Source organism: Microbispora sp. H10670 (assembly GCF_014161385.1).
GTDB lineage: Bacteria > Actinomycetota > Actinomycetes > Streptosporangiales > Streptosporangiaceae > Microbispora > Microbispora triticiradicis.
Genome location: NZ_JABBWW010000029.1, coordinates 23,132 through 46,336, shown reverse-complemented (window position 1 = coordinate 46,336; position 23,205 = coordinate 23,132). Strand labels below are relative to the sequence as shown.

The window sequence follows — 23,205 nt, the reverse complement described above, 5'->3', positions numbered from 1 at the left end:
TACACAACTGTGCCGACCTACAACCAAGGACGCCGATGATTCCTGTGTGTCCCCTCCGGTCCCTGCCGCGGGGCGAGGCGTTCCGCCTGGACGCCGAGCCGCCGATCGCGGTCTTCCACACGGAGGACGGGGAGATCTACGCCGTCGACGACACCTGCACGCATCAGGACGCCTCACTGGCGGACGGCTGGCTGGAGGGGTGCGAGGTCGAGTGCCCCCTGCACGCCTCGCGCTTCGACCTGCGGACGGGCAAGGTGGACAGCCCTCCCGCCAAGCTGCCGGTGCGGACGCACACGGTGGTCGTGGAGGACGACACGATCTACGTGATCCCGTCGCGGGAGCCGCAGCCGTGAGCCTGCCGCCCAGCCCGCCCCCCAGTCTGCCGCCCAGTCTGATCGCCACGCTGCCGGGCGCCTCCTACACCGACCCGGAAGTCTTCGCGCGGGAGTGCGAGCGCGTCTTCGAGGCGATGTGGTTCTGCGCCGTACGGGCCTCCGACCTGCCGAAGCCCGGGGCGTTCCGGACCGTGCAGGTCGGCGCCGAGAGCATCCTGGTCACCCGGGCGCGGGACGGCTCGATCCGCGCCTTCTACAACGTCTGCCGTCACCGTGGCGCGCGGCTGCGCACGGAGGAGTCCGGCGAGGCCAGGCGGGCCTTCCAGTGCCCGTACCACGCGTGGACGTACGACTTCGACGGCAGGCTGATCGCGGCGCCCAACCTCACCAAGATGCCCGACCTCGACCGGGTCGAGTACGGCCTGGTGAACGTGGCGGTGCGGGAGTGGCTGGGCTATGTGTGGGTCTGCCTGGCCGACGAGCCGCCCTCGTTCGAGGAGGACGTGCTCGGCGAGGTGCGCACCCGGCTCGGCGACGTGGCCTCCCTCGACAACTACGACGTCGCCAACCTGGCGCTCGGCCGCAGGATCCGGTACGACGTCGCGGCGAACTGGAAGCTCATCGTCGAGAACTTCATGGAGTGCTACCACTGCGCGACCATCCACCCGGAGCTGACCGAGGTGCTGCCGGAGTTCGCCGGCGGCTACGCCGCGCAGTACTACGTGGGCCACGGCGCGTCGTTCGGCGAGGAGATCCGGGGGTTCACGGTGGACGGCTCCGAAGGGCTCGACCGGATCCCGGGCATCCGGGAGGACCAGGACCGGCGCTACTACGCGATCACCATCAAGCCGCAGGTCTTCGTCAACATGGTGCCCGACCACGTGATCGTGCACCGGATGTTCCCGCTCGCGGCGGACCGGACGGTCGTGGAGTGCGACTGGCTGTACCTGCCGGAGGTCGTGGCGGCAGGCAAGGACGTCAGCCGGTCGGTGGAGCTGTTCCACCGGGTCAACGAGCAGGACTTCGAGGCCTGCGAGCGCACGCAACCGTCGATGAGCTCCCGCACGTACGCCCGGGGCGGGGTGCTGGTGCCGAGCGAGCACCACATCGGCCTGTTCCATGATTGGGTACGCGGCAGGCTGAGTGAGGTCGGAGGAGATGCAGGGTGACGCGTAAGGCGCCTCGGGAGGACGTCGGAGACGAGCGGCTGGAGATCGGCTCGCCCAAGACATGGGCGGGCGGGGTCCCGGCGGTCGGCCACGCGCTGGGCACGGCGTACCGCCAGATGGGCGCGGGGCGGACGCTGCTGACTCTGCTCCGGGTCAACCAGAAGACCGGCTTCGACTGCCCGGGGTGCGCCTGGCCGGAGGGCGACGGACACCGCAGCCCCGCCGAGTTCTGCGAGAACGGCGCCAAGGCGGTGGCCGAGGAGGCGACGGTCCGCCGGGTCACCCGGGACTTCTTCGCCGAGCATCCGGTGGACGAGCTGGCCCGGCGCAGCGACTACTGGCTGGGCCAGCAGGGCCGGCTCACCGAGCCGATGTACAAGCCGGCCGGTTCGGACCGTTACGAGCCCATCTCGTGGCAGGACGCCTTCGGCGTCGTCGCGCGTGAGCTGCGCGCGCTCGACCACCCCGATCAGGCCGTCTTCTACACCTCCGGCCGCACGTCCAACGAGGCCGCCTTCGCCTACCAGCTCCTCGTCCGCCGGTTCGGCACCAACAACCTGCCCGACTGCTCCAACATGTGCCACGAGTCGAGCGGCTCGGCGCTGACCGAGACGCTCGGCATCGGCAAGGGCACGGTGCTGCTCGACGACCTGCACCGGGCCGACCTGATCTTCGTGGTGGGGCAGAACCCCGGCACCAACCATCCGCGCATGCTCACCGCGCTGGAACGGGCGAAGCGGGGCGGCGCGCGGATCGTGTCGGTCAACCCGCTGCCGGAGGCCGGGCTGCTGCGGTTCAGGAACCCGCAGAAGGCCTCCGGCCTCGCCGGGACCGGGACGGCGTTGTCCGACCGGTTCCTGCAGATCCGCCTCGGAGGCGATCTGGCGCTGTTCCAGGCGCTGTCGCTGCTCCTGCTGGAGGCCGAGGACGCCGCGCCCGGCACGGTGGTGGACCGCGAGTTCGTCGAGGCGCACACGCACGGCTTCGAGGACTGGGAGAAGCACCTGCGCGGGCGCGACGGTGCCGGTCCGGACTGGGCCGAGGTGATCGAGGCGACCGGGCTGACCCGCGCCGAGATCGAGGAGACGGCCCGCGACGTGCTCGCCGCCCGCTCGGTCGTGGTCTGCTGGGCGATGGGCCTCACCCAGCACCGCAAATCGGTCCCGACGATCAGGGAGGTCGTCAACTTCCTGCTGCTGCGCGGCAACGTCGGGCGTCCCGGCGCGGGCGTGTGTCCCGTACGCGGGCACTCCAACGTGCAGGGCGACCGGACGATGGGCATCTACGAGAAGCCCAAGCCGGAGTTCCTCGACGCGTTGGAGGCGGAGTTCGGCTTCCCGCCGCCGCGCGAGCACGGCCACGACACCGTGGAGGCCATCCGGGCCATGCGGGACGGGGACGCCCGGGTGTTCTTCGCCATGGGCGGCAACTTCGTCTCGGCGACGCCGGACACCGCCGCGACCGAGGCGGCCCTGCGCCGCTGCCGGCTCACCGTGCAGGTGTCGACCAAGCTGAACCGGTCGCACGCCGTGTGCGGCGAGCAGGCGCTGATCCTGCCCACGCTCGGCCGTACCGAGCGGGACGTCCAGGCCGGTGGCGAGCAGTTCGTCACGGTCGAGGACTCGATGGGCATGGTGCACGCCTCGCGCGGCCGGCTCCGCCCCGCGTCGGACGTGCTGCTGTCGGAGGTGGCGATCGTGTGCCGGCTGGCCCGCGAGCTGTTCGGCGACGACCCGCACGTGCCGTGGGCCGAGTTCGAGGCCGGCTACGACGCGATCAGGGAGCGCATCGAGCGGGTCGTGCCCGGGTTCGACGACTTCAACGCGAGGGTGCGCGGGCCGGGCGGCTTCGCGTTGCCGAACGCGCCGCGCGACGAGCGCCGCTTCCCCACGGCCACGGGAAAGGCGAACTTCACGGTGAACGCGCTGGAGGTGCTGCGGGTGCCGCCGGGCCGCCTCCTGCTGCAGACGATCCGCAGCCACGACCAGTACAACACCACGATCTACGGCCTGGACGACCGCTACCGCGGCATCAGGAACGGGCGGCGGGTGGTCTTCGTCCACGCCGACGACCTCGCCGAGCGCGGGCTCGCGGACGGCGACATGCTGGACATCATCAGCGAGTGGGCGGACGGCGAGCGGGTGGCCGAGGGGTTCCGCGCGGTCGCCTATCCGACGGCGCGGGGCTGCTGCGCGGCGTACTTCCCGGAGACGAACGTGCTGGTGCCCCTGGACTCGGTGGCGGAGACGTCGAACACGCCCACCTCCAAGAGCGTCGTCGTCCGGCTGCGCCGTGCGGCGGAAGACACGGCGGGAGGCCCGGCGGGGGAGACGGCTATCCGCCGAGGCGGTGGCTGATCTCCTCGGCGCCCCGCAGCAGGACGGGGGCCGTCTCACGCATGCGCTCGTCGCTGAAGCGGTAGGCGGGCCCGGACGCGCTGACCGCCGCCACGACCTCGCCCCGGAACGAGCGCACCGGGGCGGCGATCGCGTTCAGGCCCACCTCCAGCTCCTCCAGCGAAAGGGCGTAGCCGTGCTCGCGCACCCCGGCCAGCTCGCGTTCGAGGGCCTCCACGGAGGTCACCGTGCCGGGCGTGTATCGCTCCAGGCCGGCCGCGCGCAGCAGGTCCTCGCGGTGCCGCCGGTCGAGATGGGCCAGCAGGACCTTCCCGCTCGACGTCGCGTGCAGGGGCGTGAGCTGGCCCACCCAGTTGTGCGCGGTGACGGCGGCGGGCCCGCGCACCTGGTCGAGGTTGACCGCGTAGTGCGACCGCAGGACGGCGATGTTCACCGTCTCGCCGATCTCCTCGGCGAGCCGCCGGCAGACGGGCCTGCTCCGCTGCGTCACGTCCATCCGCATGGAGACGCTCCCGGCGAGGCGGACGAGGCCGAAGCCGAGGCGGTACTTGCCGCGGTCCTCGGCCTGCTCGACCAGCCCGCGTGCCTCCAGCGCGCCCAGCAGCCGGAACGCGGTCGACTTGTGCACCTCGATCTCGGCCGCGAGTTCGGTGACCCCGGCCTCCCCGCGCCTGGCGAGGATCTCCATGATGCTGACCGCCCGGTCCACGGACTGCACGCCGCCACCGGAGGCCTCGGACCTGGCGGCGGAAGCGTCGTTGCTCACAGCCGAGACTGTAGCGCTTCACCCGGAACGGCCAGCGATCATGACGATACGATTTGCACTAAACCTCCCCTTTTAGGCGGTCCCCGTACGGACGCGAGTGAGACGAGGGCAGATTGACCGCTCAGCAGTACGACTTCGTCATCGTCGGTGGCGGTTCCGCGGGCAGCGCGCTGGCGAACCGGCTGTCGGCCGACCCGTCCACCCGGGTGCTGGTCCTGGAGGCGGGCCGTCCCGACTACCTGTGGGACGTGTTCATCCACATGCCGGCCGCGCTGACCTTCCCGATCGGCAGCCGCTTCTACGACTGGAAGTACGAGTCGGAGCCCGAGCCGTTCATGCACGGCCGCCGGATCTACCACGCCAGGGGGAAGGTGCTCGGCGGGTCGAGCAGCATCAACGGGATGATCTTCCAGCGGGGCAACCCGATGGACTACGAGCGCTGGGGCGCCGATCCCGGGATGAAGAACTGGGACTACGCGCACTGCCTGCCGTACTTCAGGCGGATGGAGAACTGCCTGGCGGCGGACCCGGACGATCCCCGGCGCGGGCACGACGGGCCGCTCGTGCTGGAGCGCGGCCCGGCGGCGAGCCCGCTCTTCCCGGCCTTCTTCGAGGCCGTGCAGCAGGCGGGCTACCCGCTCACCGACGACGTGAACGGCTACCGCCAGGAGGGCTTCGCCCGCTTCGACCGCAACATCCGGCGCGGCCGCCGCCTGTCGGCCGCCCGCGCCTACCTCCACCCGGTGCGTAAGCGGCCGAACCTGGAGATCAGGACCAGGGCGTACGTCACGAGGATCGTGTTCGAGGGCAGGCGGGCGGTCGGGGTCGAGTGCGACGGGCAGGTCATCCGGGCGGGTGAGGTCGTCCTGTGCGGCGGCGCGATCAACACCCCGCAGCTGCTCCAGCTCTCGGGCGTGGGCAACGCCGCCGAACTGCGGGCCCTCGGCGTGGAGGTGGTCCACGACCTGCCCGGCGTGGGGGAGAACCTCCAGGACCACCTGGAGGTCTACGTCCAGCACGCCTGTAGGCGGCCGGTGTCCATGCAGCCGTACCTCAAGTGGCGGCACCGGCCGTGGATCGGCGCGCAGTGGCTGTTCCTGCGCTCCGGGCCGGGTGCGACCAACCACTTCGAGGCGGGCGGCTTCGTGCGGAGCAACGACGACGTGGCGTACCCGAACCTGATGTTCCACTTCCTGCCCATCGCGGTGCGTTACGACGGCAGCTCCCCGGCCGGCGGGCACGGCTACCAGGTGCACGTCGGGCCGATGTACTCCGACGCCCGCGGCAGCGTGAAGATCAAGAGTGCCGACCCGGGGGTGAAGCCCGCCCTGCGGTTCAACTACCTGTCCACCGAGCAGGACCGGCGGGAGTGGGTCGAGGCCATCAGGGTCACCCGCGCGATCCTGGGCCAGCCGGCCCTCCAGGAGTTCAGCGCCGGCGAGATCTCCCCCGGGCCGTCGGTCGCGACGGACGAGCAGATCCTCGACTGGGTCGCCAGGGACGGCGAGACGGCCCTCCACCCGTCCTGCACCGCCAGGATGGGCGTGGACGAGATGTCGGTGGTGGACCCCGACAGCATGCGCGTGCACGGCCTGGAGGGCCTGCGGGTGGTGGACGCCTCGGTCATGCCGTACGTCACGAACGGCAACATCTACGCCCCGGTGATGATGGTCGCCGAGAAGGCGGCCGACCTGATCCTCGGCAACACCCCCCTCCCGCCCGCCGAGGCCGGCTTCTACCGTCACACGCCAGGGATCACGCCTTGACGGAGCCCGTGTCTGGGATCGATTCTGTTCCTCGATAAGCAAACAGGTGCGTATTACGCAACGACTGTGATCGGAAGGCGCTGCCCGTGGCGGACCTCTTCATCGGTGGCGCCTGGACCGACGCCGTCGCAGGCGGACGCCGTACGATCCGATGTCCCGCCGACGGCTCGGTCGTCGCGACCGTCGCGGAGGCCGGCCGCGCCGACACCGAGGCCGCGATCGCGGCGGCGCGGCACGCGTTCGACGCGGGCCCCTGGCCGCGTACGCCCGCGGGTGAACGGGGACGGCTGCTCCTGCGGACGGCCGATCTGATCGAGCGCGACAGGGCGTCGATCGCGCGGGCCGAGTCGCTGGACACGGGCAAGCGGATCGCCGAGAGCGAGTACGACGTGGACGACGTCGTCCGGTGCTTCCGCTACTTCGGCGGAATCGCCGGCACCGACGCGGGCCGGGTGATCGACACCGGCAGGGCCGACGCGGTCAGCCGGGTGGTCCACGAGCCGCTCGGCGTGTGCGGGCTCATCACCCCCTGGAACTACCCCCTGCTGCAGACGTCCTGGAAGGTCGCGCCCGCGCTCGCCGCGGGCGACACCTTCGTGCTGAAGCCGAGCGAGCTCACCCCCAGTACGGCCGTCCTGCTGATGCGGCTGCTGGAGGAGGCGGGCCTGCCCCCGGGCGTGGCCAACCTCGTGCTCGGCGCGGGCCCGGAGGCCGGGGCGCCGCTCGCCGAGCACCCGGACGTCGACATGGTGTCGTTCACCGGCGGCCTCGCGACCGGGCGGCGGGTGATGGCCTCGGCGGCGGCGACCGTGAAACGGGTCGCGCTGGAACTCGGCGGCAAGAACCCCAACATCGTCTTCGCTGACGCCGATTTCGAGACCGCGGTCGACTTCGCGCTGACCGCGGTCTTCCTGCATTCGGGCCAGGTCTGCTCGGCCGGCGCCCGCCTGCTGGTGGAGGACCCGATCCACGACGCCTTCGTGGCCGAGGTCGCCCGCCGGGCCGAGGACATCCGGCTGGGCGGGCCGTTCGACCCCGGGGCGGAGACCGGTCCGCTGATCTCCGCCGCGCACCTGGCCAAGGTGGAGGCGTACGTCGAGGCCGGTCTCGCCGAGGGCGCGAAGCTCCGCTGCGGCGGGCGGCGGCCGGACGAGCCGGAGCTGGCCGGCGGGTTCTACTACCGCCCCACCGTGCTCGACGGATGCCACCGGGAGATGCGCGTGGTCAGGGAGGAGTCGTTCGGGCCGGTCCTGACCGTGGAACGCTTCTCCGGCGAGGACGAGGCGGTCGCCCTGGGCAACGACACCGACTACGGCCTCGCGGGCGCCGTCTGGACGCGGGACGCGGGCAAGGCGCAGCGGGTGGCCGCCCGGCTGCGGCACGGGACGGTGTGGATCAACGACTACCACCCGTACGTGCCGCAGGCGGAGTGGGGCGGCTTCAAGCAGTCCGGGGTGGGCCGCGAGCTCGGCCCCACGGGCCTGGACGAGTACCGCGAGATCAAGCACGTGTGGCAGAACACCGATCCCCGTCCCCAGCACTGGTTCAGGCCGCGCGACGCCGGCCGAGGAGCGTGAACATGGAACACGTGACCACGACGGGCCCGCGCGTCGTCGTCATCGGGGCCGGCGTCGTCGGCGCGGCGCTCGCCGACGAACTGTCGGCCCGCGGCTGGACGGACGTCACGGTGGTCGACCAAGGCCCGGTGCCCGCGACCGGCGGCTCCTCCTCGCACGCGCCCGGCCTGGTCTTCCAGATCAACGGGTCGAAGACCATGACCCGGATGGCGCGCTACACCGTCGAGAAGCTCAGCTCGCTCGACCTCGACGGCGAGCCCTGCTTCCTCCAGGTCGGCGGCCTGGAGGTGGCCACCACCCCCGAGCGGCTCGCCGAGCTGCACCGGCGGCACGGCTGGGCCACTTCCTGGGGCGTCGAATCGCGCCTGCTCACCCCCGCCGAATGCGCGGAGCTCTTTCCCCTGCTCGACCCCGGCGTCGTGCTCGGCGGTCTCCACATCCCCACCGACGGGATCGCCAAGGCCGTACGCGCGGTCGAGGCGCAGCTGCGCCGGGCCAGGTCGCGCGGCGTACGGGTGCTGGAGCGGCGCGAGGTGCTGGACATCCGCACCGAGGACGGCCGGGTGGCCGCGGTCGTGACCGGCCAGGGCGAGATCGCCGCGGACGTCGTGGTGTGCTGCGCCGGCATCTGGGGGCCGAAGGTCGCCGCGATGGCGGGCATGCCGCTGCCGCTCACCCCCCTCGCGCACCAGCTCGCCTGGACCGGGCCGGTGCCCGGGCTGGAAGGACACACCGAGGAGGCGACGCTGCCGATCCTGCGGCACCAGGACGCCGACCTCTACTACCGACAGCGCTCCGGCGGCGTCGGCGTCGGCTACTACGGCCACCGGCCGATGCCGGTCCGGCCCGAGGACCTGCTGCCGGTGGACGAGGCCGAGGTGATGCCGTCGGTGATCGCCTTCACTCCCGAGGACTTCGAGGACGCCTGGACCGAGACCCGGCGGCTGCTGCCCGGCACCCGCGCGGCGGAGATCGACGAGGGCATCAACGGGGTGTTCTCCTTCACCCAGGACCACATGCCGCTGCTGGGCGAGTCGCCCGACGTGAAGGGCTTCTGGGTCGCCGAGGCGGTCTGGGTGACCCACTCCGCCGGGGTCGCCAGGGCGATGGCCGAGTGGCTGGTCGACGGCCACTGCTCGTCCTTCGACCTGCACGAGTGCGACGTCAACCGGTTCGAGCCGCACCAGCTAGCGCCCGACTACGTGCTGGCCCGCGGCTGCCGGAACTTCGTCGAGGTCTACGACATCATCCACCCGCTCCAGCCGATGGAGGAGCCGCGGCCGCTGCGCCTCAGCCCCTTCCACGCCCGGCAGCGCGAGCTGGACGCGTACTTCCTCGAGGCGTCCGGCTGGGAACGGCCGCAGTGGTACGGCGCCAACGCCCGCCTGCTGGAGGGCGGGGACATCCCGGCGCCCGGCGACTGGGCCGCCCGCTACTGGTCGCCGATCGTCGGGGCGGAGGCCCGGGCGTCCCGCGAGACCGTCGCGTTGTACGACATGACCGCGCTGAAACGCCTGGAGGTCGCCGGCCCCGGCGCCCTCGCCTTCCTCCAGCGGCTGACGACCGGCCAGATGGACAAGTCGGTCGGCTCGGTGACGTACTGCCTGCTGCTCGACGTGGACGGCGGCATTCGCAGCGACGTGACCGTCGCCCGGCTGGGCCGCGACACGTTCCAGGTCGGCGCGAACGGCAACCTCGACCTGGACTGGCTCCACCGCCACCTGCCGGAGGACGGGTCGGTCGTGGTCCGCGACATCACCGCCGGCACCTGCTGCCTCGGCGTCTGGGGACCGCGCGCCCGCGACCTCGTGCAGCCGCTGACCGGCGCCGACTTCTCCAACCAGGGCTTCCGCTACTTCCGGGCGAAGAAGGCGTACGTCGGCGCCGTGCCGGTCACCGCGCTGCGGCTGTCGTACATCGGCGAGCTGGGCTGGGAGCTCTACACGACGGCCGACCTCGGCGCGAAGCTGTGGGACACCCTGTGGGAGGCCGGACGGGAGCACGGGATCATCGCCGGCGGGCGCGGCGCGTTCGCCGGCCTCCGGCTGGAGAAGGGCTACCGGTCCTTCGGCACCGACATGACCTTCGAGCACGACCCGTACGAGGCCGGGCTCGGGTTCGCCGTCAGGATGGACAAGGGCGACTTCGTCGGCCGCGCGGCTCTGGAGCGGCGCAGGGAGAACGTGCGCCGCCGCCTCACCTGCCTGACCATCGACGACCCCGCCCAGGTGGTCATGGGCAGGGAGCCGGTGTACGACGGCGACACGGGCGTCGGCTACGTCACCAGCGCGGCCTTCGGTTACACGATCGGCAAGGGCATCGCCTACGCCTGGCTGCCCGCCGCGCTGGCCACGCCCGGCCGGACGCTGGAGATCGGCTACTTCGACCGCCGGGTGACCGCCGTGGTCGCCGAGGAGCCCCTGTTCGACCCCGCGATGGAACGACTGCGCGGGACCGGGGAGGCCCGATGAACCCCCTGCCCGATTCCCTGCCTGACCACCCCGACCGGCTGTGGCGCTCCGCCGAGCCCAAGCGGTCGTACGACGTGGTGATCGTCGGCGGCGGCGGTCACGGCCTCGCCACGGCGTACTACCTCGCCAAGAACCACGGGATCACCGACGTCGCGGTGCTGGAGCGCGGTTGGCTCGCGGGCGGCAACATGGCCCGCAACACCACCATCATCCGGTCGAACTACCTGTGGGACGAGAGCGCGGGCATCTACGAGCACGCGCTGAAGCTGTGGGAGGGTTTGGAGGAGGACCTCGGCTATCCGCTGCTGTTCAGCCAGCGCGGCGTGCTCAACCTCGCGCACAGCCTGCAGGACGTCCGCGAGAGCGTGCGCCGGGTCAACGCCAACCGGCTCAACGGCGTCGACGCCGAGTGGCTGACGCCGGAGCAGGTCAAGGAGGTCTGCCCGATCGTCGAGATCTCGCCCGACGTGCGCTACCCGGTGCTCGGCGCCACCTTCCAGCCGAGGGCCGGGATCGCCAAGCACGACTACGTCGCCTGGGGCTTCGCCAGGGCGGCGGCGGACCTCGGGGTCGACCTGATCGAGCACTGCGAGGTGACCGGCCTCGACGTGCGCGACGGCCGGGTGACCGGGGTGCGGACCACCCGCGGCCCGATCGCCGCGAAGAAGGTCGCGCTGGCCGCCGCCGGGCACTCCTCGGTGGTCGCCGGGTTCGCGGGCGTGCCGCTGCCGCTGCAGAGCCACCCGTTGCAGGCGCTGGTGTCGGAACTGCTCGAACCGGTGCACCCCACCGTGGTCATGTCGAACGCCGTCCACGTGTACGTAAGCCAGGCGCACAAGGGCGAACTGGTCATGGGCGCCGGAATCGACACGGCCAACTCCTACCGGCAGCGCGGGGCGTTCCACATCATCGAGCGGCAGATGGCGGCCGCGCTGGAGCTGTTCCCGGTCTTCGCCCGCGCGCACGTGCTGCGCACCTGGGGCGGCGTCGTGGACGTCACCCCCGACGCCTCACCCGTCGTCGGGCTCACCCCGGTCGAGGACCTCTACGTGAACTGCGGCTGGGGCACCGGCGGGTTCAAGGCCACCCCGGGCGTCGGCTGGTGCTACGCGCACACCGTGGCGACCGGCGAGCCCCACCCGCTCAACGCCCCCTTCTCGCTCGACCGGTTCACCACCGGCAGGCTCGTCGACGAGCACGGCGCCGCCGCCGTCGCCCACTAGTTCTCGGAGCGCAGATGCTGCTGATCGCCTGCCCGTGGTGCGGGCCGCGGGACGAGGCCGAGTTCCACTACGGAGGGCAGGCGCACGTCGCCCATCCGGAGGACCCGGCCGCCCTCTCCGACGAGGAGTGGGCCCGCTACCTGTTCTTCCGCGACAACCCCAAGGGCCTGTTCGCGGAGCGGTGGAGCCACGCGGCCGGGTGCCGCCGCTGGTTCAACGCCGTACGGGACACCGCCACCAACGAGATCCACGCCGTCTACCGGGCCGGCGAGCCGCGGCCGGTGATCACATGAGCGGCCGGCCGTACCGCCGCGAGGGTGTGACCGGGCGGGTCCTGCGCTTCCGGTTCGACGGCCGCGACCTCGAAGGCCTGGCGGGCGACACGCTGGCTTCGGCGCTGCTGGCCAACGGCGTGCGCACGGTCGCGAGCAGCGTCAGGCTCGGCCGCCCGCGCGGCGTCTACGCCGCGGGCTGCGAGGAGCCCAACGCGGTCGTCCAGATCGAGGAGCCGTTCCCCGAGCCGATGCTCACGGCCACGACCGTCGAGTTGTACGACGGCCTGGTCGCCACCGGGCTCCCGGGGCGCGGAAGGCTGGCCGACCGGCCCGACCCGGCGCGGTACGACGCCGTCCACACGCACTGCGACGTGCTCGTGGTCGGCGCGGGACCGGCCGGCATCGCCGCCGCGGGCGTGGCCGCGCGGGCCGGTGCGCGGGTCGTTCTCGCCGACGAGCGGCCCGAGCCGGGCGGCAGCCTCCTCGGCACGACCGAGACGGTGGACGGCCGGCCGGGCCGCGCCTGGGCGTCCGCCGAGATCGCCGCGCTGGCCGCCCTGCCGGACACGCGCGTGCTGCGCCGCACCACCGTCATCGGCCACTACGACGACAACTACGTCGTCGCGGTCGAGCGGCGGACCAACCACCTCGGCGCGGCGGCCCCGCCCGGCATGGCGCGCGAACGCGTCTGGCGGATCCGCGCGAAGCGCGTGGTGCTGGCCACCGGCGGGCACGAGCGGTTCGTCGCCTTCGCCGGGAACGACCTGCCCGGCGTCATGCTGGCCGGCGCCGCCCGCACCTACGTGAACCAGTACGGCGTGCTGCCCGGCCGCCGGGCGGTCGTGTTCACCACCAACGACACCGCCTACGCGGCGGCGCTCGACCTCGCCGACGCCGGGATCGAGATCGCCGCCGTGGCCGACGTACGGCGGGAACCGGGCGGTATGGGGGCGGACTGGGTGTGGGCGGACCGGTGCGCGGAACGCGGCATCGAGGTCCTCACCGGGCACGTGGTGACGGCGGCGCAGGGAGAGGGCGAGGTCACCGGGGCCGAGATCGCCCCCCGCTCCGGTCGCGGGACCAGGGAGGTCGCCGCCGACCTGCTGCTCGTGTCCGGCGGCTGGACGCCGGTGGCACACCTGTTCAGCCAGGCCGGGGGCACCCTGCGGTACGACGAGGGGCTGGGCGCGTTCGTCCCCGGCGAGACCCGTCAGGCGGCCGAGGCCGCCGGGTTCGCCGCCGGCGTGACGACGCTCCGCGACTGCCTTGCGGACGGCGCCGAGGCGGGCCGCCGCGCGCTGGCCGCCCTCGGGTCCGGTACGCCTGGGGTTACCGTGCCGGTGGTGGAGGAGGAGCCCGCCAACGCGCCCGCCGAGCACCTGTGGCTGGTGGAGTCGGGCGACTACGGCACCCACTTCGTGGACCTGCAGCGTGACGTGACGGTGGCGGAGGTGCTGCGCGCGACCGGCGCGGGCCTCACCTCGGTCGAGCACGTCAAGCGCTACACCACCGCGGGCACGGCCCACGACCAGGGCAAGACCTCCGGCCTGCTGACCGGCGGCGTCGTCGCGCACGCTCTCGGCGTCGACGTCGCCGGGCTCGGGACCACGACGTTCCGCGCGCCGTACACGCCGGTCTCGTTCGCCGCGCTGGCGGGCCGCGACCGAGGGCCCCTGCACGACCCGGTGCGCGTCACCGCCATGCACGAGTGGCACGTGGCGCGCGGCGCGCTGTTCGAGAACGTCGGGCAGTGGAAGCGGCCCTGGTACTACCCCCGGCCCGGTGAGGACATGGGCGCCGCGGTGCTGCGCGAGTGCGCCGCCGTACGGGAGGGCGTGGGCGCGATGGACGCCTCCACACTCGGGAAGATCGACGTGGTCGGCCCCGACGCGGGGGTGTTCCTGGACCGGCTCTACACGAACATGATGAGCACCCTCAAGGCCGGCTCCATCCGCTACGGCGTCATGTGCCGTCCCGACGGCATGGTCTTCGACGACGGCACCGCCATCCGCCTGGCGGACGACCGCTACCTCGTCACCACGACCACCGGCAACGCGGCGGCGGTGCTCGACTGGATGGAGGAGTGGCTGCAGACCGAGTGGCCGGATCTGCGGGTCCGCTGCACCTCGGTCACCGAGCAGTGGGCGACGGTGGCGCTCGCCGGGCCGCGCTCCCGCGAGGTGCTCGCGGCCCTCGCCCCCGGCCTCGCCGTCGGCAACGCCGACTTCCCCTTCATGACCTGGCGGGACGCCGAGGTCGCCGGGATCGAGGCGCGGGTCTGCCGGATCAGCTTCTCCGGCGAACTGGCCTACGAGATCAACGTCTCGTCCTGGTACGGGCTCGCCCTGTGGGAGGCGGTCATGGCGTCCGGCGAGGTCACGCCGTACGGCACCGAGACCATGCACGTGCTGCGGGCGGAGAAGGGATATCCCATCGTCGGCCAGGACACCGACGGCACGGTCACCCCGCAGGACCTCGGCATGGAGTGGATCGTCTCGAAGAAGAAGGCCGACTTCGTCGGCAGGCGGTCGTACGCGCGGGCGGACGCGTCCCGGCCCGACCGCAGGCACCTGGTGGGCCTGCTGCCGGAGGACCCCGGCGTGCTGCTGCCCGAGGGCGCGCACCTCGTGTCGTCCCCGGCTCTGCCCGCGCCGCCGGTGCGGGCGCTGGGCTTCGTCACCTCCAGCTACCGCAGCGCCGCGCTCGGCCGGACGTTCGCCCTCGCGCTGGTCAGCGGGGGGCGCGGGCGCGTCGGCGAGCGGTTGTACGCGCCGGTCGGGGACGACCTGGTGCCCGTGACCGTGACCTCCCACGTCCTGTACGACCCGGAAGGAGCCCGCCGTGACGGCTGAGTCTGTGGCTGGGTCTGTGGCTGAATCCGCGATCGGGCGCAGGAGCCCGGCGGCGGCGTACGCCGCCAGGTTCGCGGCGGCGAGCGCGGGCGGCGCGATCCGCCTGGCGGAGATCCCCTTCCTCACGCACCTGAACGTGCGGGCCGACCCCGCGAGCCCGGAGGCGGAGCGGATCGGGGTGGCTCTGGGCGTGCCGCTGCCGGTGGAGCCCGGTACGGTGACGGAGGGTGGCGGCCTGAGCGTGCTCTGGCTCGGGCCGGACGAGTGGCTGGTCGTCGGCCCCGACGGCGCCGCGCGGGAACTGACCGAGCGGATCCGGGACGCGGCGACCGGCGAGCACGTCTCGGTCGTGGACGTGTCGGCGCAGCGCACGACCCTGGTCGTCGCCGGGGAGCGGGCGCGGGACGTGCTGGCGCACGGCTGCGCGCTCGACCTGCACCCCCGGGAGTTCGGCCCCGGCCGGTGCGCGCAGACCCCGCTGGCCAGGACCGGGGTCGTCCTGGTCGCCGTGGAGGACGGCTTTCACGTGCTCGTCCGCTCCTCCTTCGCGGCGTACGCGGCGGAGTGGCTGCTCGACGCGTCCGTCGAGTACGTGGCCGCCGAGTACAGGGGATGAAAGGCGGCTTCGCGGCGTGACGTACCATCGAGGGCGCTCGTGAGGAGGCCGCTTTCGAACCCCGGTGGGAGACCATGTTCCGCACGCTGATGAAGTCGAAGATCCACCGCGCCACCGTCACGCAGGCCGATCTGCACTACGTCGGCTCGGTGACGATCAGCGCGGACCTCATGGCCGAGGCGAACCTCGTCGAGGGCGAGAAGGTCGACATCGTCGACATCGACAACGGCAACCGCCTGTCGACGTACGTCATCGAGGGCCCGGCTGGCTCCGGGACGATCGGCATCAACGGCGCCGCCGCCCGGCTCATCTCGGTCGGCGACCTCGTGATCATCATCGCGTACGCGCTGGTCGCCGAGGAGGAGGTCAAGGCGCTCAGGCCGCGCGTCGTCTTCGTCGACCGGGACAACAAGCCGGTCCACGTGGGCTCCGACCCCGCCGCCGCGCCGGAGGGCAGCGGCCTCATCCCGGGCGACGTCCCGGCCGACATCCCGGCCGGCGCGTAGACCCCCGGGCGGTGATCTCCCTCCGGCGGTGGGCTTTTCCGGCTCATCGGTAATCCTGGGGTCTCCGGAGGGACTACTGGGTGTGGACGATCCCGAAGAACGATTCACCGCCCTCTACGACCGGCACTACCGGGCCGTGCTGGGCTACGCGTTGCTGCGGGCCGAGCACGGCGTCGCCGAGGACGTGTGCAGCGAGACGTTCCTGGTCGCCTGGCGGCGCCTCGACGAGCTGCCCGAGCCCGTGCTGCCGTGGTTGCTGGGCGTGGCCCGCAACCTGCTGGCCAAGCAGCGTGACTCACGCGGCCGGCGGCAGGCGCTGGTCGACCGCATCGCCGCGCTGAGCACCGAACGCGACGCCGTGGCCTGGGACGTGGCCGACCACGTCGTGGACCGGACGGCCGCGCTGGCCGCGCTCGCGACCCTGCCGGAGCAGGACGTGGAGGCGATGGCGCTGGCGAGCTGGCACGGACTGCCGCCCGAGCAGGCCGCCACCGTGATGGGCTGCTCCACCCGCACCTACAACGTGCGGCTGCACCGTGCCCGCAAACGGTTGAGCCGGGCGCTGCGCGCCGAACCGGCCGGCGGTCCGGCTGGCGGTCAGGCCGGGAGTGCCCGGCGCCCGCGAGCGGTCGAACACGGACAGCGGTTCGCGGAGGAGGCGTGATGGACACCGGGCAATCTCGTAACACTCCCCAGGAGGAGCACATGACCGAGCGCGTGTTCGCCCAGCTCAAGCCTGAGCGGCTGGACGAGCTGACCGAGGTGGCCCATCGCCGCCGCCGTACGGACGATCTCGCCCGGGCCTTCCGGACCCCGGCCGCGCCGCCGCGGCGCGTCCCTTCGCTCGGACGCCGCCCGTGGTTCCTGGGGGGTGTGCTGGCGGCGGGGCTGGCCGCCGCCGTGATCGTCGTGCCCGGGGTGACCCCCGATTCGGGCCCGGCCGTCACCGGCGCCGTGGGGCGGCCCGGGGGGAACGCGCACGACGTCGCCGCCGCGCCCGGTACGGACGCACCCACCACCGGCGCCCCCACCACCGAGGTCCTTGACGCGCGTACCGTGCTGCTGGCCGCCGCCGAGAGCGCGTCCAGAGTCGAGGCCGGCACCGGGCACTACTGGTACACACGTGACCGCACCTTCAGCCGCCACGTCGTCGACGACGACGCGTACGCCACGAGACTGAAGGCCCTCGTCGCCGAGCGGGACAAGAGGGCGGCGTCGGGCTCCCGGCAGGCCGCCGACCGGTGGTTCGAGGAAAAGGTGACCGAGCTCAAGAAGAACCCCGCGCCTCTGCCGTACGTCGTCTTCTCGGGGAGCACGGACGAGACCTGGCGGGCCCGCCGGAAGGGGGACGCCAACCGCAACGTCAGCAGGTCGGACGGCAGGCTGACGTTCGGGTCGCCCGAGGACGAGCGGAAGTGGCGCGCGTCCGGTGCGCCCCGGCTCGTCAAGGGCGGCGAGAGGAGTTACGAGGACCGGCTCGACCGGGTCCTCTCGATCGACAACCCCGGCATCACCATCCGCAACGTCGACCGGCTGCCGACGGACGAGAAGGTGCTGGAGCGGCGGCTGCACGAGCTGTACCGGGCACGCCCCGGCGGCGGCGCGAACGAGGAGGACTTCTCCGTCTACCTGTGGCAGACGGCCGTCGACCTGCTGAACGCCCCGATCACGCCGGGCACCCGCGCGGCGCTGTTCCGGGTGCTGGCCGGTGAGCGAGGGCTGACCGCCCTCGGCGATCGCGCCGACGCGCTGGGGCGTACGGGGGCGGCCCTGGCGGCGAAGGGCCCCGGCGACGACGGCGGATCGATCGAGTACCGGATCATCATCGATCCCGACTCGGCCAGGCTCCTGCAGTACGAGGTGGTCGGCGACGGCGAATCCGCGCCGAACCTCCGGGTCAGCCTGGAGGAGGCCGGCTGGGTGGACGATCTCCGCGAACGTCCCTGAACGGCATATAAGGGCGGCCGGGGCCAGATCCGTTCTGATCGAATGGGTCGTAAGCCCCGGCCGTTTCCGTCTCTCACGTCGCGATGCGCACGAGGGAAATATCGGTTATCGCCTCAAATGGAAAGCGCACCTGTAACTCCAACAAATGGCTCGCGCGGGCGTGCCTGCGTCGGGTTGGTGTGGAAGAATTAATACAGGCATTCGAATTTGAGGGGAGGGGTGTGATGGATCTGTTCGATGGCGATCCTGTGCCCCTCCCTCACTCGAACGATAATGGTGATGGCGACTGGTGGGATCAGCTCATCGCCGGCTCGCCCCTTTGGTCGTCCGAGGGCGCACTTGCCCGTGAATACGTGCCGATCGCCGATCCTGATGCGCCAGAGCACGCGAGCCGGCACGGTATCCCGTCAACTTTTCCCTTCATTCGGGCATTTACGACTTGTTCCGGTATTGCCGTTGACGACTCCAGCACTGACGACTCCAGCACTGACGACTCCATTGCTGACGAAACCGCGAATGGCCCCGCCTCTGATGGCGCTCCTGACCATGCCGACATGCCCGGCCCTGGAGTCGGTTCCGCCGCCCCTGCCCATCACGCAGGAGATGCCGACAGCGGCGCCCCCGGCCCTGCCGGTGCCGCTGCCGCGCGCGCCGCTGCCCCGGACGCCGATGGCGCGCGCACCGATGGCGCGCGCACCGATGGCGGTGCCGCCGACGGTGCTTTTCCTGACGGCGATCCTCCTGGTTGTGCTTCTCCCGATTCGGCTTGTCCGGATGGCGCCGGGGGCGCTTCCAGTGGTGCTTCCGCTGGTGCTTCTGGTGGTGAGTCCGGTGGCGCGTCTGGCGGTGCCGAGGGCGCCGGCCGGAGCGATGCGGGCTCGGACCGGGATACTTCTGGTGCTGGTGGGTCGTCGTCGTGGGTGGCGGTGGCGGCGGTTGGTGAGGCGGCACGGGTGGTGGCGCTGGTGCCGGTGCCCGAATCGGCGGAGGTGTGCCTGGCCGAGGCGGAGGAGTTGCTGGCGGCCCGCGATCGGATCACCTCGGCGTTGGCCGCCCGGGTGGGGCGGGTCCACCAGGCTGGGGAGGCGAGGAACCATGGGCATGCCTCCACCCGGTTGTGGCTGCGATCCACCGGCGGGATGACCATCCCCGGAGCCGGTCGGTTGGTGACGATGGGCATGGAGCTGGGTCGTCTGTCGCGGGCGCGTGAGCGGTTCGCCGAGGGCAGCCTGGCAGAGGGGATCGTGGAGGCGATCTGCACCGCCACCGCGGGGCTGACCGACGAGCAGGCGACCACTGCTGAGGGGATTCTGCTGGAGTTGGCAGGTTCGGCGGGTGCGGCGGAGGTGGCCAAGGCGGGGCGGTATCTGCGGGCGGTGCTGGACCCCGACGGCCACGAAAGCGATGAGCAGGCCGATTTCGACCGCCGGTTCTTCCGGGTGCGGCGGCGCAGGAACGGCGGGCTGGAGGGAGAGTTCTACCTCCCGGTCGAGGCGGCCGCGCGGTTGCAGCACCTGCTGGACGTCTACGCCAGGCCCAAGGCCGAGGGCGACGACCGCACGCTGAGCGTGCGGAACGCCGATGCGTTCGTCGCGTTCCTGGAGAACAAGATCGCGACCGAGCTTCTGGTGCTGGTCACCGCCGAATCCCTCCCCGACGACCCCCCAGCCACCGACCCCGGAGCCGACAACCCCGCAGGCGCCACCCCCTCAGGCGATCCCACAGCCGGCCCCTCAGACGACCCCACTGCCGACGGTCCCTCAGGTACCGACCCCTCAGCTGGACAACCCACCACCGACTCGGTAGACACCGACCGAGGCCCTGGTCCCGACCCTGGTCCCGCCCCTTCGGGCACCGGCCCCTCAGACTCAGACCTCTCAGACCCAGCCCCGAGCGATGACCCTGGCCCCGGGCCTGACGCCTGGACTGCTGAGGACTTCGGCATCGACGCCTGCGCGACCTGCGCCGACGCCACCGCTACCGACGCCACCGCCACCGACGCCACCGCCACCGACGCCGACGCCACCGACGCCGACGCCACCGACGCCGACGCAATGGACGCCGACAGCGAGCGCTCCGCCGCCGACCTCGACGAGCAGTGGAGTGATTACCCGGCCCGTGACTGCCCGGCGGAGGGCTACCGGCATGCCTCCGGAACCGGCGAGGCGAAGCGTGGAATGCCGAGGGCGGCTTGCAACGGCGCGCCGGAGGCGGGGGCCGATGCCCCGCCGTTGGCGGAAGGCAGCGCCCGGCTGGGAGGCAACGCCTGGCCGAGAGGAGACGCCCGGGTGGGACGCGAGGCGTGGTCGGGAGGCCGGGTGTGGCCGGGAGGTAGCGCCCGGCGGGGAGGTGGTGCCTGGGCGGGGTCGGGGGTGGGTGTGAACAGTCCGCCGCCGGGGGTGTGGTTGCGGGGGTTGCCGGGGCTGATCCTGGCGACCGGGCATCTGCTGCCCGTCTCCAGCGTGCACCGGCTGGCCCGTACCAGCACTTTGGTGCGGATCGTGATGGACGCCGGTGGGCAGGTGCTGGACATGGGCCGCAAGGTCCGCCTGGCCACCCCGGCCCAGCGCCGGGCCGTCTTCGCCCGGTATGCGACCTGCTGGGTGGACGGCTGTCCGCTGCCGGCCACGATGTGCCAGATCGACCACGCCGAGGACTGGTGCAGCGGCGGGCCGACCGACCTCAAACTGCTGGGGCCGGCGTGCCAGTTCCACAACCGCGACCGCTACCGCCATCCCGCCCGCTACACCCGCCGCAAGATCGGCGACGACCGCTGGGCCTTCACCTACCGCAACCCCCGCACCACCCGGAGGGTGAGGACATGAGGGAGTCAGAGAAGGGTCGTCTGACCGGAGCCGGCGAGGGGGTCACGGTGCTTGCGCAGGTGCCTCCAGCGCGGCAGGTCGTCGAGGTAGGACCACGACAGCCGGTGGTGCGGGGTCGGGCCGCTTTCGGCGAGAGCGCGTTGGTGGACCGGCGACGGATAGCCCGCGTTCGCGGCGAAGCAGTAGGCCGGATGCTCCTCGCCGATCTCGGCCATCAGCCGGTCGCGGTGGACCTTGGCCAGCACCGACGCGGCGGCCACGGAGACCGAGCGCTGATCGGCTTTCACCTCGCACCGCACCCGCCACGGGCGTCCGAGGAAGTCGTGCGCGCCGTCGAGGAGCACTACGTCGGGCCGCATCGGCAGGACCTCCAGGGCCCGGCACACGGCCCGGCGCAGCGCCTCCGTCATGCCGACCTCGTCGATCTCCTCCGCACTGGCCTCGCCGTACGCGTGACAGGTGAGCCAGCCCGGCAGGACCTCCGCGAACGCCTCCCGCTGCGCCTGGCCGAGCAGCTTGGAGTCGGTCAGCCGGACCGTGCGCTCCCCGCGCCCCGGCAACTCGGGCGGCGGGCCGAAAGCGGTGACGGCCGCACAGACCACGACCGGCCCGGCCCAGGCGCCGCGGCCGACCTCGTCCACCCCGGCGACATGGACCGCCCCGGCCGCCCGCAACTCGTCCTCGATCTCGTATCCGGCGACGCGTCGGCGCGGGGCGGCAGGCGGGGACCCCCGGCTCGGTTCGGGCTCCAGGCCGGGCAGCGCATCGGTCATCCCGGCATCATCGCACGCACCACCGGTTCCAGGAGCGCACTCGTTACGCGCCGCCGTCGATCCAGGCGTACACGTCGTAGCCGGAGACTCCCACGTCGCCCGCTGGACTTCGTCCAGGTCAGGTCGGCCGCGCCGTTGACGTACGCGGTGTACGGCCGCACATCCTCGGGGCGGGTGGGCGCGGGAGGGCCGCGGCGGCCCGGCGCATCCGGGTGCGCCGGGCCGGGGAGGGTCAGGAACAGGTGGTGCCGTTGAGGGTGAAGGAGGCCGGTTTGGGGTTCTCGCCGGTGTAGGTGCCGTTGAAGCCGAGGTACAGCGACTGGCCCGGCTTGAGCGTCTTGTTCCACGCGTAGTTCTCGGCCGTGACGGCGGTGCCGGCCTGGGTCCAGACGGCCGACCATCCGTTGGTGACCCGCTGGGAGGCGAGCGGGAAGGAGAAGGCCAGCTTCCACCCGTCGACGATGGCGGTGCCGGTGTTGGTGATCGTGACGGTGGTGGTGAACCCGCCGTCCCAGGTGGTGGCGGCGTATGTCACCCTGCATCCGGAACCGGGCGACGCCGACGCACTGGGAGACGCCGACGCGCTGGGCGAGGACGTTCCCCCAGGCTGCGCGATGGCCGTGTACGGCGCCGATGGGTTGCTCAGGTTGCCGGCGGCGTCGCGGGCCACGACCTGGAAGGTGTACGGCTTGCCGCCTTCGAGCCCGGTGACGATGTCGCGGGGAGTACCGTTCTCGCCCTCGTACGCGTAGCCGTGGTCGGTCCGCCGGAACAGGTCGTAGCGGGGCGGGATGCCACTGTCGTCGCTGACGGTGTACCAGGCGAGGAAGACCCCTCCGGGTATGTCCATCCCGGTCACGGTGGCCATTCCGGTCGGCGTGCCGGGAGGTGTGGTGTCCGTCCCCGGGCTCGGACTGGCGACGGGCGGCTCGACCATGGCCCGCTGGCGGACCAGGTCGGAGGGCGCGCTGATATTGCCTGCGGCGTCCTTGGCGACGACGTAGAACAGGTAGTCGCGCCCGGGAGTGAGGTTGTACACGACCCCGACGACCCTGTCGCCGGACGAGGAGAGCTGGGCGGTCACGGGGGTGAAGGCGCCGTCGATCCAGGCGTAGACGGTGTAGCCGGTGACCGCGACGTCGTCCGTGGACTTCGTCCAGGTCAGGCCGGCCGCGCCGTTGACGTACGCGGCGTACGGCTCCGGGCCCTCGGGACGGGTGGGCGGGGTCCGGTCGATCGGGCTGGGGCTGGGCGGCGGACTGGAGGGAGGCATGCCGCTGAGGTAGCCGGCGCTGGCCGTCAGTTCGTTGGACGGCGGGCCCGCGTTCCCCGCCGCGTCCTTCGCGACGACCCGGAACGTGTACGACTGTCCCAGGGTGAGGCCGCTGACGATGGACCCCGGGCCGGTCGTGGTGCGGATGGCGGTGAAGACGCCGTCCTGCTTGACCTGGACGTCGTAGGCGGTGACGCCGACGTCGTCGGTCGCGGCGCCCCAGCACAGCGACACGCCGATGCCGAGACCCGATCCGGGATCCGCGGGCAACGGACAGTGCCACAGGGCTCCCGGAGCGCTGGGCGGGGTGGTGTCTCCGGCCGCCGCGGAGGCCGGGAGACCGGCGGCGCCCACGAGTCCGGCGCCCATGAGTCCGGCGCCCATGAGAACAGCGGCGGTGTGCAGACCTTTGACGGGCAACTGTTCACCTCTAGTTCGGGCGGCCCGGCACGTCAGGCGGGGACGGCCGGGCCA

Annotated in this window: 17 protein-coding genes; 14 read left to right on the top strand and 3 right to left on the bottom strand. The window is 72.3% G+C overall.

What is annotated here, in order from left to right; all coding sequences use genetic code 11:
- Positions 1 to 35 precede the first annotated feature (35 nt).
- Genes HHX33_RS29560 through HHX33_RS29550 form a run of 3 tightly spaced genes read left to right on the top strand, consistent with a single transcriptional unit; the run spans position 36 to position 3,861 of the window.
- Positions 36 to 353: a bifunctional 3-phenylpropionate/cinnamic acid dioxygenase ferredoxin subunit gene (locus HHX33_RS29560; protein ID WP_111699825.1), complete on the top strand. Its 318-nt coding sequence runs from the start codon at positions 36 to 38 to the stop codon at positions 351 to 353.
- Complete coding sequence (locus HHX33_RS29555; RefSeq protein ID WP_310741579.1) at positions 350 to 1,504, top strand: aromatic ring-hydroxylating dioxygenase subunit alpha; 1,155 nt, start codon at positions 350 to 352, stop codon at positions 1,502 to 1,504. Before HHX33_RS29560 ends, HHX33_RS29555 begins: the two co-directional genes overlap by 4 nt.
- On the top strand, positions 1,501 to 3,861 hold the full coding sequence (locus HHX33_RS29550) for an FdhF/YdeP family oxidoreductase (protein WP_182877463.1): 2,361 nt from the start codon (positions 1,501 to 1,503) through the stop codon (positions 3,859 to 3,861). The genes HHX33_RS29555 and HHX33_RS29550 overlap by 4 nt, the downstream gene beginning before the upstream one ends.
- Here the strand turns inward: HHX33_RS29550 and HHX33_RS29545 are convergent.
- On the bottom strand, positions 3,839 to 4,627 hold the full coding sequence (locus HHX33_RS29545) for an IclR family transcriptional regulator (RefSeq protein ID WP_310741578.1): 789 nt from the start codon (positions 4,625 to 4,627) through the stop codon (positions 3,839 to 3,841). The two genes, HHX33_RS29550 and HHX33_RS29545, sit on opposite strands and share 23 nt — an antisense overlap.
- A gap of 113 nt (positions 4,628 to 4,740) precedes the next feature.
- Between HHX33_RS29545 and betA the strand changes: the two genes are divergently transcribed.
- From betA to HHX33_RS29495, 11 genes are all read left to right on the top strand, one after another.
- Positions 4,741 to 6,393: a choline dehydrogenase gene (gene betA, locus HHX33_RS29540; protein WP_182877462.1), complete on the top strand. Its 1,653-nt coding sequence runs from the start codon at positions 4,741 to 4,743 to the stop codon at positions 6,391 to 6,393.
- A gap of 86 nt (positions 6,394 to 6,479) precedes the next feature.
- Positions 6,480 to 7,970, top strand: a complete 1,491-nt coding sequence (locus tag HHX33_RS29535) for an aldehyde dehydrogenase family protein (RefSeq protein ID WP_182877461.1) — start codon at positions 6,480 to 6,482, stop codon at positions 7,968 to 7,970.
- A gap of 2 nt (positions 7,971 to 7,972) precedes the next feature.
- A complete protein-coding gene (locus HHX33_RS29530) occupies positions 7,973 to 10,441 on the top strand; it encodes a GcvT family protein (RefSeq protein ID WP_182877460.1) in 2,469 nt (822 codons plus the stop codon).
- Positions 10,438 to 11,664: a sarcosine oxidase subunit beta family protein gene (locus HHX33_RS29525; RefSeq protein ID WP_111699831.1), complete on the top strand. Its 1,227-nt coding sequence runs from the start codon at positions 10,438 to 10,440 to the stop codon at positions 11,662 to 11,664. The genes HHX33_RS29530 and HHX33_RS29525 overlap by 4 nt, the downstream gene beginning before the upstream one ends.
- A gap of 14 nt (positions 11,665 to 11,678) precedes the next feature.
- Positions 11,679 to 11,957 carry a sarcosine oxidase subunit delta gene (locus tag HHX33_RS35290; protein ID WP_208759153.1) on the top strand — a complete coding sequence of 93 codons (279 nt, stop codon included), beginning with the start codon at positions 11,679 to 11,681 and terminating at the stop codon, positions 11,955 to 11,957.
- On the top strand, positions 11,954 to 14,791 hold the full coding sequence (locus tag HHX33_RS29520) for a 2Fe-2S iron-sulfur cluster-binding protein (protein ID WP_220502347.1): 2,838 nt from the start codon (positions 11,954 to 11,956) through the stop codon (positions 14,789 to 14,791). The genes HHX33_RS35290 and HHX33_RS29520 overlap by 4 nt, the downstream gene beginning before the upstream one ends.
- Before the next feature lie 16 nt (positions 14,792 to 14,807).
- Entirely contained in the window at positions 14,808 to 15,407 is a 600-nt protein-coding gene (locus tag HHX33_RS29515) for a sarcosine oxidase subunit gamma (RefSeq protein WP_182877459.1), read from the top strand.
- A 74-nt stretch (positions 15,408 to 15,481) separates the two neighbouring features.
- Complete coding sequence (gene panD, locus HHX33_RS29510; RefSeq protein WP_111699833.1) at positions 15,482 to 15,913, top strand: aspartate 1-decarboxylase; 432 nt, start codon at positions 15,482 to 15,484, stop codon at positions 15,911 to 15,913.
- Positions 15,914 to 15,995: 82 nt separating this feature from the next.
- Complete coding sequence (locus tag HHX33_RS29505) at positions 15,996 to 16,577, top strand: RNA polymerase sigma factor (protein ID WP_310741577.1); 582 nt, start codon at positions 15,996 to 15,998, stop codon at positions 16,575 to 16,577.
- Positions 16,578 to 16,618: 41 nt separating this feature from the next.
- Complete coding sequence (locus HHX33_RS29500; protein WP_182877458.1) at positions 16,619 to 17,860, top strand: hypothetical protein; 1,242 nt, start codon at positions 16,619 to 16,621, stop codon at positions 17,858 to 17,860.
- Positions 17,861 to 18,786: 926 nt separating this feature from the next.
- Positions 18,787 to 20,685 carry an HNH endonuclease signature motif containing protein gene (locus HHX33_RS29495; protein ID WP_182877457.1) on the top strand — a complete coding sequence of 633 codons (1,899 nt, stop codon included), beginning with the start codon at positions 18,787 to 18,789 and terminating at the stop codon, positions 20,683 to 20,685.
- Between the two features lie 5 nt (positions 20,686 to 20,690).
- Here HHX33_RS29495 and HHX33_RS29490 read toward each other — a convergent pair whose 3' ends face one another.
- Positions 20,691 to 21,458, bottom strand: a complete 768-nt coding sequence (locus HHX33_RS29490; RefSeq protein ID WP_182877456.1) for a ribonuclease HII — start codon at positions 21,456 to 21,458, stop codon at positions 20,691 to 20,693.
- Positions 21,459 to 21,690: 232 nt separating this feature from the next.
- Positions 21,691 to 23,151 carry a cellulose binding domain-containing protein gene (locus HHX33_RS29485; protein WP_182877455.1) on the bottom strand — a complete coding sequence of 487 codons (1,461 nt, stop codon included), beginning with the start codon at positions 23,149 to 23,151 and terminating at the stop codon, positions 21,691 to 21,693.
- Positions 23,152 to 23,205: the final 54 nt, after the last annotated feature.

Coding starts and splice junctions, on each gene's coding strand:
- HHX33_RS35290 (WP_208759153.1), top strand. CDS start 11,679: ATGCTGCTGATCGCCTGCCCGTGGTGCGGGCCGCGGGACGAGGCCGAG.
- HHX33_RS29490 (WP_182877456.1), bottom strand. CDS start 21,458: ATGACCGATGCGCTGCCCGGCCTGGAGCCCGAACCGAGCCGGGGGTCC.
- panD (WP_111699833.1), top strand. CDS start 15,482: ATGTTCCGCACGCTGATGAAGTCGAAGATCCACCGCGCCACCGTCACG.
- HHX33_RS29530 (WP_182877460.1), top strand. CDS start 7,973: ATGGAACACGTGACCACGACGGGCCCGCGCGTCGTCGTCATCGGGGCC.
- HHX33_RS29525 (WP_111699831.1), top strand. CDS start 10,438: ATGAACCCCCTGCCCGATTCCCTGCCTGACCACCCCGACCGGCTGTGG.
- HHX33_RS29560 (WP_111699825.1), top strand. CDS start 36: ATGATTCCTGTGTGTCCCCTCCGGTCCCTGCCGCGGGGCGAGGCGTTC.
- HHX33_RS29500 (WP_182877458.1), top strand. CDS start 16,619: ATGACCGAGCGCGTGTTCGCCCAGCTCAAGCCTGAGCGGCTGGACGAG.
- HHX33_RS29520 (WP_220502347.1), top strand. CDS start 11,954: ATGAGCGGCCGGCCGTACCGCCGCGAGGGTGTGACCGGGCGGGTCCTG.